Here is a 15,878-nt window from a genome sequence, read left to right as displayed (position 1 = left end):
AAGCTCCTTACGCGAAGATAACTTCTTTAAGCATAGCATTTAACGTGTAAAGTACTGTATTTGCTACTATGATTGAGAATCATCTCTACTCTCTGGTGACTGTTGTGAAATACAAATTACTACCATGCTTACTCGCGATATTCCTCACAGGATGTGACCGCACAGAGGTAACACTTTCATTTACCCCTGAGATGGCCAGTTTCTCTAATGAATTCGATTTTGATCCGCTGCGTGGTCCGGTAAAAGATTTCACTCAGACATTAATGGATGAGCAAGGTGAAGTGACGAAACGTGTTTCTGGGACTTTGTCGGAAGAAGGCTGTTTTGATTCACTCGAATTACTGGATCTGGAAAATAATACCGTGGTCGCTCTGGTACTGGACGCCAATTATTACCGTGATGCCGAGACGCTGGAGAAGAGAGTACGTTTACAGGGAAAATGCCAGCTAGCAGAATTACCTTCTGCCGGGGTGAGTTGGGAAACCGATGATAATGGCTTCGTGATTAAAGCCAGCAGCAAACAAATGCAGATGGAATATCGCTATGATGATCAGGGTTATCCGCTGGGTAAAACCACGAAAAGTAACGACAAAACATTATCTGTCAGCGCCACGCCATCAACGGATCCGATCAAAAAATTAGATTACACAGCGGTTACTTTACTGAATAATCAACGGGTTGGTAATGTAAAACAGAGCTGTGAATATGACAGTCACGCTAATCCGGTGGACTGTCAGCTAATCATTGTTGATGAAGGAGTAAAACCCGCCGTCGAACGGGTTTACACCATCAAAAATACGATCGATTATTATTAATGCTATTGTGCGGTCGGCTTCAGGAGAGTCTGACCCGGTGTTTTGTGCTCTGCCAGATACTGATGCTGGAATATACACATGCGAATGGCATTACGATATTGACCATTAATAAAGAACTCGTGCATCAATTCACCTTCAACCGAAAAGCCAAGCTTGCGGTAAATGTGAATCGCTTTTTCATTCTCTTTATCAACGATCAGATACAGCTTATAGAGATTGAGAACGGTAAAGCCATAGTCCATTGCTAATTTGGCGGCACGGGTTGCCAGACCTTTCCCCTGATACTCCGGGGAGATAATTATCTGAAATTCTGCCCGGCGATGTACATGGTTAATTTCCACCAGCTCCACCAGACCGGCTTTTTCGCCGTCACATTCCACCACAAAGCGCCGTTCGCTCTGATCGTGAATATGCTTATCATACAGATCAGAGAGTTCAACAAAGGCTTCGTAGGGTTCCTCAAACCAGTAACGCATCACACTGGCGTTATTGTCGAGTTGATGTACATAGCGTAAATCTTCACGCTCCAGCGGGCGTAGCTTAACACTGTGGGCGCTTGGCATAACGTGTCCTTACATTCCTTAAATCAATAACAGGTTAGGGGGTAATAACGCGGCCAGTTCGACGGTCCAGGCAGCGCAAAGTATTTGGCTCCCAGTAGGCATTGATGTTGGCGCTTTGCTCACATTTATCGCGGTTATCAAAAGCGGCGTCGGCTTTATCCCACTCTTTTTCAGTGCGTTTATTCACTTTCTGACGCAGATTGCGCGTGTCATTCCATTGCTCTTTTTCCATAGCGGCGTGCTGGCGGCTTTGTGCACTGTCGCCAGACTCAATCACCAGTTTGTTAGTTTCGGCATGAACAGTTGTGCTCAGTGCCAGTGCGCAAGGCAGCAGAAAAGCGAGCAGGCCGATTCGTTTGCTGAGAGTGATTTTCATAATTCATTCCCTGTATGAATGATTAAAGGAGATTCTACACCATCCACTGCGAACGCAAAACGTACCAGGAGGGTGTTTATATTGATGATATTATGTCGCCCTATAACTATACATGATGTCAATAAGTGACAAAGATGATTAAAACAACGTTACTATTTTTTGCTACTGCGCTGTGTGAAATTATTGGATGCTTTCTGCCCTGGTTGTGGTTAAAACGAAACGCCAGTATCTGGCTGTTGCTTCCGGCGGGGATTTCACTGGCGCTGTTTGTCTGGTTGTTAACGTTGCATCCAGCGGCGAGTGGGCGTGTTTACGCGGCTTATGGTGGCGTTTATGTCTGCACGGCGTTGATGTGGCTGCGCGTTGTGGATGGCGTGAAACTGACTCTTTATGACTGGACGGGTGCGTTGATTGCGCTTTGCGGCATGTTGATCATTGTTGCGGGCTGGGGGCGCACGTAGGAACATAAATCCATTTTATCAATAAGATAAGAGGAAGTGTCAGCTGACAAAAGGTATTCTATTTCATCTTTTGTCAACCATTCACAGCGCAAATATACGCCTTTTTTTGTGATCACTCCGGCTTTTTTCGATCTTCATACTTGTATGGTAGTAGCTCAGTTGCGTAGATTTCATGCATCACGACAAGCGATGCAAGGAATCGAACATGAAGATCGTAAAGGCTGAAGTTTTTGTTACCTGTCCGGGGCGTAATTTCGTCACATTAAAAATCACCACTGAGGACGGTATTACGGGCCTTGGGGATGCCACCCTCAATGGACGTGAGCTTTCCGTGGCCTCTTATTTGCAGGATCACCTTTGTCCGCAGCTTATTGGTCGCGATGCGCACCGTATCGAAGATATCTGGCAGTTTTTCTATAAAGGTGCTTACTGGCGTCGCGGTCCGGTTACGATGTCGGCCATTTCAGCGGTTGATATGGCGCTGTGGGATATTAAAGCCAAAGCTGCCAACATGCCGCTTTACCAGTTACTCGGCGGCGCGTCTCGTGAAGGGGTGATGGTTTATTGCCATACCACCGGTCACAGTATTGATGAAGCTCTGGATGATTATGCCCGTCATCAGGAGCTGGGATTCAAAGCCATCCGCGTGCAGTGCGGAATCCCTGGTATGAAAACCACCTACGGCATGTCGAAAGGTAAAGGTCTGGCTTATGAACCCGCAACCAAAGGACAGTGGCCGGAAGAGCAGCTGTGGTCGACGGAGAAATACCTCGATTTCATGCCGAAATTGTTTGACGCGGTACGTAACAAGTTTGGTTTTAATGAACATTTGCTGCATGACATGCACCATCGCTTAACGCCTATTGAAGCGGCGCGCTTTGGTAAAAGCATTGAAGATTATCGCATGTTCTGGATGGAAGACCCGACGCCTGCGGAAAACCAGGAATGCTTCCGTCTCATTCGCCAACATACCGTCACACCCATCGCAGTGGGTGAAGTCTTCAACAGCATCTGGGACTGCAAACAACTGATTGAAGAGCAACTCATCGATTATATCCGCACCACGCTGACCCATGCAGGCGGAATTACCGGTATGCGCCGGATTGCCGATTTTGCTTCGCTGTATCAGGTACGTACTGGCTCACACGGTCCTTCCGATTTGTCACCAGTCTGCATGGCTGCGGCGCTGCACTTTGATCTGTGGGTCCCCAATTTCGGTGTCCAGGAGTACATGGGTTATTCCGAACAAATGCTCGAAGTCTTCCCGCACAACTGGACTTTCGATAACGGCTATATGCATCCGGGAGACAAACCGGGTCTTGGCATCGAATTCGATGAAAAGCTGGCGGCGAAATATCCCTATGAACCTGCTTATCTGCCAGTCGCACGTCTGGAAGATGGCACGCTGTGGAACTGGTAAGGAGTAAGGTAATGAAAAGCATTTTAATTGAAAAACCGAATCAACTGTCGATTATCGAACGTGAAATACCCACCCCGTCAGCGGGTGAAGTACGAGTAAAAGTGAAACTTGCCGGAATTTGTGGTTCAGATAGCCATATTTACCGTGGGCATAATCCTTTTGCGAAATATCCGCGCGTCATTGGTCATGAATTCTTTGGCGTCATTGATGCGGTGGGTGAAGGTGTGGAAAGCGCCAGAGTCGGTGAACGCGTTGCTGTCGATCCGGTGGTCAGCTGTGGGCATTGCTATCCGTGCTCTATAGGTAAGCCGAACGTTTGTACGACACTTGCTGTATTAGGTGTGCACGCTGACGGTGGTTTCAGTGAATATGCCGTGGTTCCGGCAAAAAATGCGTGGAAAATTCCTGAAGCAGTGGCCGATCAATATGCGGTGATGATCGAACCTTTTACCATTGCGGCTAACGTTACCGGTCATGGTCAACCGACTGAAAATGATACCGTTCTGGTTTATGGTGCCGGTCCAATCGGCCTGACGATCGTTCAGGTATTAAAAGGCGTCTATAACGTTAAAAATGTGATTGTTGCCGATCGCATTGATGAACGACTGGAAAAAGCGAAAGAGAGCGGGGCAGACTGGGCGATTAATAACAGCCAGACACCGCTTGGCGAGATTTTCGCTGAAAAAGGCATCAAGCCGACATTAATTATCGATGCGGCTTGTCATCCTTCTATCCTGAAAGAGGCCGTAACGCTGGCTTCTCCAGCGGCACGTATTGTATTGATGGGCTTCTCCAGTGAACCGTCTGAAGTGATTCAGCAAGGAATTACCGGAAAAGAACTCTCTATTTTCTCTTCACGCTTAAATGCAAATAAATTTCCGGTTGTTATCGACTGGTTAAGTAAAGGGTTAATTAAACCAGAAAAATTAATTACCCATACGTTTGATTTCCAGCATGTTGCTGATGCCATTAGTTTATTTGAACAGGATCAAAAACATTGCTGCAAAGTCTTACTCACTTTTTCTGAATAATACCAATAACGGCGAGTAAGTAGTACGCATCTTACCTCTTTTTTAGAGATAACCATTATGACAATAGAAAAACACGAAAGAAGCACTAAGGATTTGGTGAAAGCAGCAGTATCGGGATGGCTGGGCACTGCGCTTGAATTTATGGATTTCCAGTTATATTCGCTCGGCGCAGCGTTGGTGTTTCATGAAATATTTTTTCCTGAATCATCAACGGCAATGGCGTTAATTTTGGCAATGGGAACCTACGGTGCAGGTTATGTGGCGCGTATTGTCGGAGCATTTATTTTCGGCAAAATGGGCGACAGAATAGGGCGTAAAAAAGTGCTCTTTATTACCATCACCATGATGGGGATCTGTACCACCTTAATTGGTGTGTTACCGACCTATGCACAGATTGGTGTTTTTGCCCCCATCTTGCTGGTGACGCTGCGTATTATTCAGGGGTTGGGTGCAGGTGCGGAAATTTCCGGTGCCGGTACGATGCTGGCGGAATATGCACCAAAAGGTAAGCGCGGAATTATCTCCTCATTTGTAGCTATGGGAACTAACTGCGGAACCTTGAGCGCAACGGCAATCTGGGCCTTTATGTTCTTCATTCTCAGTAAAGAGGAACTGCTGGCGTGGGGATGGCGTATACCGTTCCTGGCGAGCGTTGTCGTGATGGTCTTTGCTATCTGGTTACGTATGAATCTGAAAGAAAGCCCGGTCTTTGAGAAGGTTAATGACAGCAACCAACCCACAGCAAAACCTGCACCTGCTGGTAGCATGTTCCAGAGCAAATCCTTCTGGCTGGCAACAGGGCTGCGTTTTGGTCAGGCGGGTAACTCCGGGTTAATTCAGACTTTCCTTGCAGGCTATTTAGTGCAGACGTTATTGTTTAACAAAGCAATTCCAACAGATGCATTGATGATTAGTTCGATTCTCGGCTTTATGACCATTCCGTTCCTTGGTTGGTTATCCGATAAAATTGGTCGCCGGATCCCGTATATTATTATGAATACCTCCGCGATTGTGCTGGCATGGCCAATGCTTTCTATCATTGTAGATAAAAGCTATGCCCCGAGCACCATTATGGTTGCACTGATTGTGATTCATAACTGTGCGGTGCTGGGATTATTTGCTCTGGAAAACATTACCATGGCAGAAATGTTCGGCTGTAAAAACCGCTTTACCCGGATGGCCATTTCTAAAGAAATTGGTGGTCTTATCGCTTCCGGTTTTGGTCCTATCCTGGCGGGTATTTTCTGCACCATGACGGAATCCTGGTATCCGATCGCCATTATGATCATGGCATATTCAGTGATTGGTTTAATCTCTGCGCTGAAAATGCCAGAAGTGAAAGACCGTGATTTAAGTGCGCTGGAAGACGCTGCGGAAGATCAACCGCGTGTTGTAAGAGCTGCGCAACCTTCCAGAAGTCTGTAAATCCTCAATCCCTTCTCTTACCGGAGAGGGGATTTTTATTCATATAACAAAACATGTAGCTTGCCATATTTAAATTTAAGGAATTGTTATGGGAAATAATTTGTTATCAGCAAAAGCGACACTCCCTGTTTATGATCGTAATAACCTGGCCCCAAGAATTGTTCATTTAGGCTTTGGTGCATTTCACCGTGCGCATCAGGGCGTGTATGCCGATATTCTTGCTACAGAACATTTCAGTGACTGGGGATATTATGAGGTCAACTTAATCGGCGGCGAACAGCAAATTGCCGATTTACAGCAGCAAGATAATCTTTATACCGTTGCGGAAATGTCGGCCGATGCGTGGACGGCTCGCGTCGTTGGCGTCGTTAAAAAAGCCTTGCACGTACAGATGGATGGCTTAGAAACCGTGTTGGCTGCGATGTGTGAACCGCAAATCGCGATTGTCTCTCTGACAATCACCGAAAAAGGGTATTTCCACTCTCCGGCGACCGGACAGTTAATGCTCGATCACCCGATGGTCGCTGCCGACGTGCAAAATCCCCACCAGCCGAAAACAGCAACAGGAGTGATTGTTGAGGCGCTGGCTCGCCGTAAAGCGGCAGGACTTCCCGCATTTACCGTCATGTCATGTGACAACATGCCAGAAAACGGTCATGTTATGCGTGACGTTGTCACTTCCTACGCGCAAGCCGTTGATGAAAAACTGGCACAATGGATCGAAGATAACGTGACTTTCCCATCAACAATGGTGGACCGTATTGTGCCCGCAGTGACAGAGGATACGCTGGCGAAAATCGAACAACTTACCGGTGTGGGCGATCCTGCGGGCGTTGCCTGTGAACCTTTCCGCCAGTGGGTAATAGAAGATAACTTTGTTGCCGGACGTCCAGAATGGGAAAAAGCGGGAGCCGAACTGGTTAGTGATGTGCTGCCTTATGAAGAGATGAAGTTGCGCATGCTCAACGGCAGTCATTCATTCCTGGCGTATTTGGGTTATCTTGCTGGATATCAGCACATTAATGACTGCATGGAAGATGAACATTATCGTTATGCGGCGTATGGCTTGATGTTGCAGGAACAAGCGCCGACGCTGAAAGTGCAGGGCGTTGATTTGCAAGATTACGCTAACCGATTAATTGCACGCTATAGCAACCCGGCGTTACGTCATCGAACCTGGCAGATTGCGATGGATGGTAGCCAGAAATTGCCACAGCGGATGTTGGATTCTGTTCGCTGGCATCTGGCGCATGACAGCAAGTTCGATCTGCTGGCGCTGGGCGTCGCGGGTTGGATGCGTTATGTCGGTGGTGTTGATGAACAGGGAAATCCGATAGAAATCAGTGACCCACTGTTACCTGTTATTCAGAAGGCTGTACAAAGTAGTGCCGAAGGGAAAGCGCGCGTCCAGTCATTGCTGGCGATTAAGGCAATCTTTGGTGATGATTTGCCAGACAATAGCTTGTTTACTGCAAAAGTGACGGAAGCGTACTTGTCTTTATTAGCGCATGGCGCGAAAGCGACCGTGGCGAAATATTCCGTGAAGTAAAAAAAGCAATGCCGCCATCGGCGGCATTCACACACTTAGTTCATGCCGAGACGAATCAGGTCCAGAGGTGCCAGTTTCTCTTCACAACCTTCAACAACTACGGTTTTTCCGCGGCGGATTTGCTCAGCGGTCAGACCTTCAGTATCAATCGACAGGATCTTGCCAGTGTGACCGGTGCCGCTAACCATAACACGGCTGCCAGTGGTGATTGCGTTACGGTTACGATCGTAGGTCGTCATAGGTGTTTTCTCCTTTCTGATTTACAGTCGAAGCCCACGTAACGGGCGCAATATAAATACTCCTGTCGAGTGAAATATTTTTTGTTTTTGATCAAGCTCACATCTTTTTTGATGCATGCATGAGCCGTAAGGCGGGGGGAAAAGCCTCTCATCCCGGATGGGATGAGAGTAAATGAATTACTCTTCGCTAAACCAGTCGCTGTTTTCCTGGCGGATCTGGCGCACGGATTCGCTGATTTCCTGCAAATGTTGCGTCATTGCACGTTCTACCGCATCGCCATCACGTTTTTGCAGGGCAGAGAAAATATCAAGATGCTGGCGTAACAGCATTTCTGGTGGAGAAACATGGTCGAAACTCATATAGCGCACGCGATCAACGGTCGCTTTCAGGTTCTCAATGGTATCCCACGCCAGTTGACAGTCGGCAATCTGCGTCAGGAGTTGATGGAAGTTGTCATCAAGTTCAAAAAAATCATCCAGTTGCTTGCGCTCAATGGCAATGCGTTGCTGGTGAAGATTTTGTTCCAGTTGGTAGCACTGGCTTTCGGTAATCATGCTCGCCGCCCGACGCGCCACCGCGCACTCAATGGCCTGACGGATAAAACTGCCGTTTCGCACCTGGGCCATGGAAATTTTGTTGACGTAGCTGCCACGCTGCGGACGAATTTGAATCAGGCCGTTTTCCGCCAGTTTAATAAAGGCTTCACGAACCGGCTGGCGTGACACATTGAAACGAACAGAAACTTCTTTTTCCGACAACGGTGTGCCTGGTGCAATCAGGCAATGGACAATGTCGCGACGAAGAATACGATAAATCTGCTGATTGACAGGCTGTGTGGGATTAAGTTGCGTTTCGACGGTCATTCGTTCTTGCTTGTGAGTGAGTTAACTGCATGAGTCTACCACTTTTTTGTGACAAGCAATAACCCGGCAGTTACGCCGGGTATAAAAATTACTGACGGTGGACATTCAGTCCGGCATAGCTTTGGGTAACCGGCATCATTTCCAGGGTATTGATATTGACGTGAGCAGGCAGCGTTGACACCCACCAGACGGCTTCGCTGACATCTTCTGGCGTCAATGCAACGGTATTTTGATAGGTTTTTTCCGCTTTACCGTCATCGCCTTTAAAGCGGACATTGGAAAACTCGGTGCCACCCACCAGACCCGGTTCGATGTCGGTGACGCGCACCGCCGTACCATGCAGGTCCGTACGCAGATTCAGGCTAAACTGACGAACAAACGCTTTCGTCGCACCGTAAACGTTACCACCGGCATAAGGCCAGCTACCTGCCGTTGAGCCAATGTTAATAATATGACCATGATTACGTTCAACCATACCCGGTAAGACGGCGCGCGTCATATATACCAGGCCTTTGTTGTTGGTATCAATCATCGTTTCCCAGTCTTCAACGCTGGCTTTATGCGCAGGCTCCATGCCCAACGCCAGGCCGGCATTATTTACCAGGATATCAATATTGCACCACTCGGCAGGGAGCGATGCCAGCATCTCTTCAATAGCGGCGCGGTTGCGAACGTCCAGTTGGGCGATATACAGATTATCTCCCAGTTCGTCTTTTAACTCCTGCAACCGCTCTTGGCGACGGCCAGTGGCGATAACTTTATGCCCTTGTTGAATAAAACGACGAGTAATGCATTCACCAAAACCTGCCGTTGCTCCAGTTACTAAAACGATCATCTCACTGTTCCTCAACGCTTTTGTGTGTCAATAACATAGCACGTGATGCTTAAGAGCGGGTAATACTGGTTTGCAAGATTGCACTCCGTTATCAGTAAGCCTACGCTATGGAACACCTCGCGTTCAGGAGAAGAAAATGACAACAATGAATCCTTTCCTTGTGCAAAGCACACTGCCGTATCTGGCTCCTCATTTTGATCAAATTGCCAATCATCACTATCGCCCGGCATTCGATGAGGGAATGCAGCAAAAGCGGGCAGAAATTGCTGCCATCGCGCTTAACCCGCAAACGCCTGATTTCAACAATACTATTCTGGCACTGGAACAAAGCGGAGAATTACTTACCCGCGTTACCAGCGTCTTTTTTGCGATGACTGCGGCGCATACCAATGATGAATTACAGCGTCTTGATGAACAGTTTTCCGCTGAACTGGCGGAACTGGCTAATGATATCTATCTGAACGGTGAATTATTCGCGCGGGTAGATGCTGTCTGGCAGCGCCGTGAATCCCTGGGGCTTGATAGTGAATCCATCCGCCTGGTGGAGGTTATTCATCAACGTTTTGTCCTTGCCGGAGCCAAACTTGCGCAAGCTGATAAAGCAAAATTAAAAGTACTGAATACAGAAGCTGCGACCCTGACCAGCCAGTTTAACCAGCGGTTACTTGCAGCAAATAAATCCGGCGGTCTGGTTGTGAACGATATCGCGCAGCTGGCAGGAATGAGTGAGCAAGAGATTGCGCTGGCGGCAGTGGCGGCTCGCGAGAAAGGTCTGGATAACAAATGGCTGATTCCGCTGCTGAATACCACCCAACAACCGGCGCTTGCCGAAATGCGCGATCGTGCGACGCGTGAAAAACTGTTTATTGCGGGCTGGACGCGAGCGGAAAAAAATGATGGCAATGATACCCGCGCTATCATTCAACGTCTGGTAGAGATTCGCGCACAGCAGGCGAAACTGCTTGGTTTTCCTCATTATGCCGCATGGAAAATCGCCGATCAGATGGCAAAAACACCTGAAGCAGCACTCAACTTTATGCGGGAAATTGTTCCAGCGGCGCGTCAACGTGCTAGCGATGAATTAGCCTCCATACAGGCGGTTATCGATAAGCAGCAAGGCGGGTTTAGCGCGCAGCCGTGGGACTGGGCATTTTATGCCGAACAGGTACGGCGGGAGAAATTTGATCTTGATGAGGCGCAGCTCAAGCCATATTTTGAATTAAACACGGTGTTGAATGAAGGTGTATTCTGGACCGCGAATCAGCTCTTCGGTATTAAGTTTGTCGAACGTTTTGATATTCCTGTCTACCATCCTGACGTTCGTGTGTGGGAAATTTTTGATCATAATGGCGTGGGACTGGCGTTATTTTACGGTGATTTCTTCGCCCGTGATTCAAAAAGCGGCGGTGCATGGATGGGCAATTTTGTTGAGCAATCAACGCTTAATGAAACGCATCCGGTAATTTATAACGTTTGCAATTATCAGAAACCCGCTGCCGGTGAGCCTGCGTTGTTACTCTGGGATGATGTAATAACCTTATTCCATGAATTTGGTCATACGCTGCACGGCCTTTTTGCCCGCCAGCGTTATGCCACGCTTTCCGGCACCAACACGCCGCGTGATTTTGTCGAATTTCCGTCGCAAATCAACGAACACTGGGCAACGCATCCGCAGGTATTCGCTCGCTACGCCCGGCATTATCAGAGCGGGGCAGCAATGCCTGACGAACTGCAACAGAAAATGCGTAATGCCAGCCTGTTCAACAAAGGGTATGAGATGAGCGAACTGCTTAGCGCCGCACTTCTCGATATGCGCTGGCATTGCCTGGAAGAAAACGAAGCAATGCAGGATGTCGATGATTTTGAATTGCGGGCGCTGGTGGCGGAAAATATGGATCTTCCTGCTATACCGCCACGCTATCGCAGCAGTTATTTCGCCCATATTTTTGGTGGCGGATATGCTGCAGGTTATTACGCTTATCTGTGGACGCAAATGTTGGCCGATGATGGTTACCAGTGGTTTGTTGAGCAGGGCGGATTAACGCGTGAAAATGGGCAGCGTTTTCGCGAGGCGATCCTTTCCAGAGGTAACAGCGAAGATCTGGAACGCCTGTATCGACAATGGCGCGGTAAGGCTCCTCAAATTATGCCGATGCTGCAACATCGTGGCTTGAACATATAAACACCACCAATGGCTGGCCTGGAGATATCGCCAGGCCAGCCTGGTTATAGCAGTAATTGCAGCAGCTGGACGAGGGCAAACCTCACCGCTAAAGCTAATACCGTTTCGCAGTCGCCAGCAAAATGCATAACCGCAGTGTAGGTCTGGCCTTTAATATGCCACGCGAACCAGACGGTACCCGCTGGCGTACCATCTTCACCGCCCTCCGGTCCGCCGTAGCCGGTAATGGCAATACTGACATCAGCATCCGCACGCTCTATGGCACCTGTTGCCATTTCTGCTGCCACTTTCTCACTCACCGCAGAATATCGTTCAAGAGATTGCTGGCTTACGCTGAGGATTTTCATCTTTGCCTGATCGGTGAAAGTAACAAAGCCTGCACCGTAAAATTTGGGTGTATCTTCAGCTGCACACAGGGCGCTAGCCAACTTACCGCCGGTGCATGATTCGGCGGTAGTTAAGCGTAATTGATCCGCGATAAGTCTTTGACTCAACGCGGATGTCAGGTTTTCAATAGTGTCGGTATCTGCGAGTTGTACAATTTTATCTTTATTAATGTTCACTGTTTTTTGTCCACGCTATTATATGTAAAGGTGATTTGCTTTTTCTGTATGCTCGTCAAATATAATAATTTTCAAACATATAAATCCGATTATTCTGAAAATATGTTTAAGACTCTTCAATCTTCTTAACTTTAGTGAGTTAAATTCTCTGAATATTTGACAGCTAGTGGGCTGATTTTAAATGCCTTATAACAATTGGCAGTATTCTTATTTGGCAATTATAAAAATAGCAACCAGACTTAATAAGTCAAACCAAACGCAATTAAGGAGTTAGTATGAAATTTCAGGCCATTATATTAGCAAGTTTTCTTGTCATGCCTTATGCGTTGGCAGATGACCAGGGCGGTTTAAAACAGGATGCAGCGCCACCGCCGCCTCATGCAATAGAAGATGGCTATCGCGGAACCGATGATGCAAAAAAAATGACCGTTGATTTCGCAAAAAACATGCACGATGGCGCTTCGGTTTCACTACGCGGTAATTTGATTTCTCACAAAGGAGAGGACCGTTACGTTTTTCGCGATAAGAGCGGTGAAATTAATGCCGTTATTCCTGCGGCCGTCTTTGATGGACGAGAAGTTCAGCCGGACCAGATGATCAACATTAGCGGCAGTCTGGATAAGAAAAGCGCGCCGGCCGTCGTTCGGGTCACTCATTTGCAGAAATAAAAATAAATTAGCCTGATGGCCTGAACTACTGGGCCATTAGGGTATTGGGTTATGCTATTTGTCATCCTTTTATTTACGATAATGCAGAGGTGATTTACAGAATTAAACACTTTTTTATCCGCTGATTTTGTTTTAAATCACAATGTTATCTCAGAGATGACTCCTAACTTCGGATTTCTATGAAAATATTGACGTAATTTTGCTTTTCTCTCGTTAGAATAGCGCGCACAAGGAACTGTGAAAAAGGAGTGGCAATGATCAAGAAGACAACGGAAATTGATGCCATCTTGTTAAATCTCAATAAGGCTATCGATGCCCACTACCAGTGGCTGGTGAGTATGTTTCACAGCGTGGTCGCGAGAGATGCCAGTAAGCCAGAAATAACGGATAACCATTCTTATGGACTGTGCCAGTTTGGTCGGTGGATTGATCATCTGGGGCCACTCGATAACGATGAATTACCTTACGTTCGGCTAATGGATTCTGCCCATCAACATATGCATAACTGTGGTCGGGAATTAATGCTGGCTATTGTTGAAAATCACTGGCAGGACGCGCATTTCGACGCCTTTCAGGAGGGGTTGCTTTCTTTTACTGCGGCATTAACCGATTACAAAATTTATTTGCTGACGATCCGTAGCAATATGGATGTTTTGACGGGATTGCCGGGGCGTCGGGTTCTTGATGAATCCTTTGATCATCAGTTACGCAACACTGAGCCTCTGAATCTTTATTTAATGTTGTTGGATATTGACCGATTTAAATTGGTTAATGATACCTACGGGCATTTAATCGGCGATGTAGTATTACGCACCCTGGCAACTTACTTAGCCAGTTGGACGCGTGATTACGAAACGGTTTATCGCTACGGGGGCGAAGAATTTATCATTATTGTCAAAGCGGCTAATGATGAAGAAGCATGTCGTGCAGGTGTCAGAATTTGCCAGTTAGTCGATAACCATGCCATCACACATTCTGAAGGGCATATCAACATTACCGTGACAGCAGGTGTGAGTCGCGCATTTCCTGAAGAGCCTCTGGATGTGGTCATTGGAAGAGCAGACCGGGCAATGTATGAGGGTAAGCAAACCGGAAGAAATCGCTGCATGTTTATTGACGAACAAAATGTGATTAACCGAGTTTAAGCTCCGTTTAACATTCATTGAGAAAACTGATGCTACTGTGTCAACGATCCGTTATCAGTGCAGGAAAATGCCTGTTAGCGTAAAAGCAAAACACAAATCTATCCATGCAAGCATTCACCGCCGGTTTACTGGCGGTTTTTTTTCGCCGTCATAAAAATCAGGCCCCTTGTACACAACTGTAACAAGGGGCCGGTTAGGTGAGGGATTATCTCCGTTCATTAGTCATCCCATTTGTGGCTGAAATACGCGGCCAGAAAACCAGAAAATAAAATTATTCCCAGTACGGCCATAAAAACATTCATATTACCCAGCATTATTTGCCTCCGTTTATGGTGTGGTGTGTTTCCTCGCTTACCTTAATTTTCATCTCAATGAGAAAGATATTAGCAGAGGTAACCTAAACGAAGGCTGAATTAAATTTTTATTGTGTTCGACTTAAATCAACAAAGCGCGGGCTGCCCCCACGGTCTTGCACGAATCCCTTTTAACATCAGCACCCACGCAGCAATGATCACCAACGCTAAGATGACAAACAGCGAGGAAGGCGGCAGGCTGGTTAGCACTACGCCACTCACTAATGGGTTAATCGCGGCACCAAGCCAGCCTAAAGACTGGGCGGAAAAATAGCTGGCTTTCATTCCTGGCGGCGCAATATGGTCAATCAACATATACTCGCCCGGCGCATAAATGATTTCACCGACAGTAAATACCGCAGCTGACATACCCCACAATAGCAGGCTGTTGCCGGAAAAAATAAAACCGACCAGACCGATGACGAAACATAGGGTGCCTGCTGTCATCAGCGCGCGGATGTTAGCCGGGTTAAGTCGGCGGCCCACGGAATATTGCAACGTAACCACCATGGCAGCATTCACCGGAAGAACAACCGCGACCACCTTTTCGGCAAAATCCCCATCAGCAATCACCATCACATATTGTGAAATGCATGAAGCAAATGCGCCGCTTACAAAAGAAGCCAGAAAACCAGAGCAGGTAAACCACAACAGTGCTTTATCTTGTAATAAAACTTTCGGCGACCAGACACTGCCTGTTTCCGTGGCGATGATTTTCTCGCTGCGCTTTACCCAAATTTGAATGAAAAGCATGGGAAACGCGGAACAGATAGCTGCCAGCCAGAAGGGCAGATTGATGCTCTGCATCACCAACAGCGTGCCGAGCGGCGGACCGATGGTCCAGCCAATGTTTAGCATGGTGTAGTTGATTGAGAAGATTTTCGTTTTGCTGGTGGACGAAAGATTGTCGGCAAACCAGGCTTTCAGCACGGTAGCAAAAACAGAATAGGCGCAGTTAATGAGGGCAAAAAAGAGCACCACCAGCGTTACGTTATTCACTAAAGGAATGGCAATAAAACCGCTGGCGAAGGCGGTAATTGCCAGTAACATATAGCGTTTCTTGTCGAACTTATCCGCCAGGATACCAAAACCGAGGCTAAAAACGACGCCAATAGTGAGCGCAATTGTCATCGCATAACCGATTAGATCGACACTCAGGCTGTACTGGCGACTCAAGTAAATGGTCATAAATGGCAGCGTAGCGCCGCGTCCGATGGTTAATAACAACGACGAGGCAAGAAGGGCGCTGGTAGAGCGTCGTAGGGATAAGTTCATTTGTCTGTCCGGCAGTGCGTTTCGTTATGTTTTGTTTTAGAGATGTAAAGAAATAGCATGGCAAAAATCCGAAGTATAGCGACTTATTTGCGCATTAATGCCGTCGTAACCGGC

General features: G+C 47.3%; 18 protein-coding genes. 9 read left to right on the top strand and 9 right to left on the bottom strand.

Annotated features, from left to right (window positions below):
- The first annotated feature begins 104 nt into the window (after positions 1-104).
- A complete protein-coding gene (locus tag ACJHW7_RS08235; protein WP_001321287.1) occupies positions 105-815 on the top strand; it encodes a YnfC family lipoprotein in 711 nt (236 codons plus the stop codon).
- A gap of 2 nt (positions 816-817) precedes the next feature.
- Here the strand turns inward: ACJHW7_RS08235 and speG are convergent, their stop codons facing one another.
- On the bottom strand, positions 818-1,378 hold the full coding sequence (gene speG, locus ACJHW7_RS08230; RefSeq protein WP_001138581.1) for a spermidine N1-acetyltransferase: 561 nt from the start codon (positions 1,376-1,378) through the stop codon (positions 818-820).
- A gap of 34 nt (positions 1,379-1,412) precedes the next feature.
- On the bottom strand, positions 1,413-1,754 hold the full coding sequence (locus ACJHW7_RS08225) for a DUF1283 family protein (RefSeq protein WP_000705197.1): 342 nt from the start codon (positions 1,752-1,754) through the stop codon (positions 1,413-1,415).
- 134 nt (positions 1,755-1,888) lie between these two features.
- Between ACJHW7_RS08225 and ACJHW7_RS08220 the strand changes: the two genes are divergently transcribed.
- The 5 genes from ACJHW7_RS08220 to ACJHW7_RS08200 all read left to right on the top strand — a co-directional run bounded on the left by ACJHW7_RS08220 (position 1,889) and on the right by ACJHW7_RS08200 (position 7,640).
- Entirely contained in the window at positions 1,889-2,215 is a 327-nt protein-coding gene (locus ACJHW7_RS08220; protein ID WP_000598292.1) for a YnfA family protein, read from the top strand.
- Between the two features lie 205 nt (positions 2,216-2,420).
- The gene (gene rspA / locus ACJHW7_RS08215) at positions 2,421-3,635 is read left to right on the top strand and encodes a starvation-sensing protein RspA (RefSeq protein WP_001295394.1); all 1,215 of its coding nucleotides are present in this window, start codon (positions 2,421-2,423) and stop codon (positions 3,633-3,635) included.
- A gap of 11 nt (positions 3,636-3,646) precedes the next feature.
- Positions 3,647-4,666 (top strand): Zn-dependent oxidoreductase, encoded by a 1,020-nt coding sequence (locus tag ACJHW7_RS08210; RefSeq protein WP_000836079.1) that lies wholly within the window; start codon positions 3,647-3,649, stop codon positions 4,664-4,666.
- Positions 4,667-4,723: 57 nt separating this feature from the next.
- Positions 4,724-6,091 (top strand): MHS family MFS transporter YdfJ, encoded by a 1,368-nt coding sequence (gene ydfJ, locus ACJHW7_RS08205; protein ID WP_000151243.1) that lies wholly within the window; start codon positions 4,724-4,726, stop codon positions 6,089-6,091.
- Between the two features lie 88 nt (positions 6,092-6,179).
- A complete protein-coding gene (locus ACJHW7_RS08200) occupies positions 6,180-7,640 on the top strand; it encodes a mannitol dehydrogenase family protein (protein WP_000527797.1) in 1,461 nt (486 codons plus the stop codon).
- Positions 7,641-7,675: 35 nt separating this feature from the next.
- Here ACJHW7_RS08200 and ydfZ read toward each other — a convergent pair whose 3' ends face one another.
- The 3 genes from ydfZ to ydfG all read right to left on the bottom strand — a co-directional run bounded on the left by ydfZ (position 7,676) and on the right by ydfG (position 9,578).
- On the bottom strand, positions 7,676-7,879 hold the full coding sequence (gene ydfZ / locus ACJHW7_RS08195; protein WP_000214712.1) for a putative selenium delivery protein YdfZ: 204 nt from the start codon (positions 7,877-7,879) through the stop codon (positions 7,676-7,678).
- A gap of 177 nt (positions 7,880-8,056) precedes the next feature.
- Positions 8,057-8,743 (bottom strand): DNA-binding transcriptional regulator rspR, encoded by a 687-nt coding sequence (gene rspR, locus ACJHW7_RS08190; RefSeq protein ID WP_000215549.1) that lies wholly within the window; start codon positions 8,741-8,743, stop codon positions 8,057-8,059.
- An 88-nt stretch (positions 8,744-8,831) separates the two neighbouring features.
- A complete protein-coding gene (gene ydfG, locus ACJHW7_RS08185) occupies positions 8,832-9,578 on the bottom strand; it encodes a bifunctional NADP-dependent 3-hydroxy acid dehydrogenase/3-hydroxypropionate dehydrogenase YdfG (protein ID WP_000636571.1) in 747 nt (248 codons plus the stop codon).
- A 136-nt stretch (positions 9,579-9,714) separates the two neighbouring features.
- Between ydfG and dcp the strand changes: the two genes are divergently transcribed.
- Positions 9,715-11,760 (top strand): peptidyl-dipeptidase Dcp, encoded by a 2,046-nt coding sequence (dcp, locus tag ACJHW7_RS08180; protein ID WP_001296767.1) that lies wholly within the window; start codon positions 9,715-9,717, stop codon positions 11,758-11,760.
- 44 nt (positions 11,761-11,804) lie between these two features.
- Here dcp and ACJHW7_RS08175 read toward each other — a convergent pair whose 3' ends face one another.
- On the bottom strand, positions 11,805-12,323 hold the full coding sequence (locus ACJHW7_RS08175; protein ID WP_001024561.1) for a 2-oxo-tetronate isomerase: 519 nt from the start codon (positions 12,321-12,323) through the stop codon (positions 11,805-11,807).
- A 275-nt stretch (positions 12,324-12,598) separates the two neighbouring features.
- Here ACJHW7_RS08175 and ydeI point away from each other — a divergent pair, with 275 nt between their 5' ends.
- Together ydeI and dgcZ are read left to right on the top strand one after the other, a co-directional pair.
- The gene (gene ydeI, locus ACJHW7_RS08170; protein ID WP_021556829.1) at positions 12,599-12,991 is read left to right on the top strand and encodes a YdeI family stress tolerance OB fold protein; all 393 of its coding nucleotides are present in this window, start codon (positions 12,599-12,601) and stop codon (positions 12,989-12,991) included.
- A 254-nt stretch (positions 12,992-13,245) separates the two neighbouring features.
- Positions 13,246-14,136: a diguanylate cyclase DgcZ gene (gene dgcZ, locus ACJHW7_RS08165; RefSeq protein WP_000592826.1), complete on the top strand. Its 891-nt coding sequence runs from the start codon at positions 13,246-13,248 to the stop codon at positions 14,134-14,136.
- 114 nt (positions 14,137-14,250) lie between these two features.
- On the opposite strand, the gene mgtT is transcribed toward dgcZ, so the two are convergent.
- The 3 genes from mgtT to ydeE all read right to left on the bottom strand — a co-directional run bounded on the left by mgtT (position 14,251) and on the right by ydeE (position 15,764).
- Positions 14,251-14,355, bottom strand: a complete 105-nt coding sequence (gene mgtT / locus ACJHW7_RS08160; RefSeq protein ID WP_211180496.1) for a protein MgtT — start codon at positions 14,353-14,355, stop codon at positions 14,251-14,253.
- Complete coding sequence (gene mgtS, locus ACJHW7_RS08155) at positions 14,355-14,450, bottom strand: protein MgtS (RefSeq protein ID WP_000901367.1); 96 nt, start codon at positions 14,448-14,450, stop codon at positions 14,355-14,357. The genes mgtT and mgtS overlap by 1 nt, the downstream gene beginning before the upstream one ends.
- Before the next feature lie 126 nt (positions 14,451-14,576).
- Positions 14,577-15,764: an efflux MFS transporter YdeE gene (gene ydeE / locus ACJHW7_RS08150; RefSeq protein ID WP_001054189.1), complete on the bottom strand. Its 1,188-nt coding sequence runs from the start codon at positions 15,762-15,764 to the stop codon at positions 14,577-14,579.
- Positions 15,765-15,878 lie beyond the last annotated feature (114 nt).

The sequence above is a fragment of the Escherichia sp. WS1152 genome, from assembly GCF_046487665.1.
GTDB classification, from domain to species: domain Bacteria; phylum Pseudomonadota; class Gammaproteobacteria; order Enterobacterales; family Enterobacteriaceae; genus Escherichia; species Escherichia coli.
This window is presented reverse-complemented; position numbering and strand designations above follow the sequence as displayed.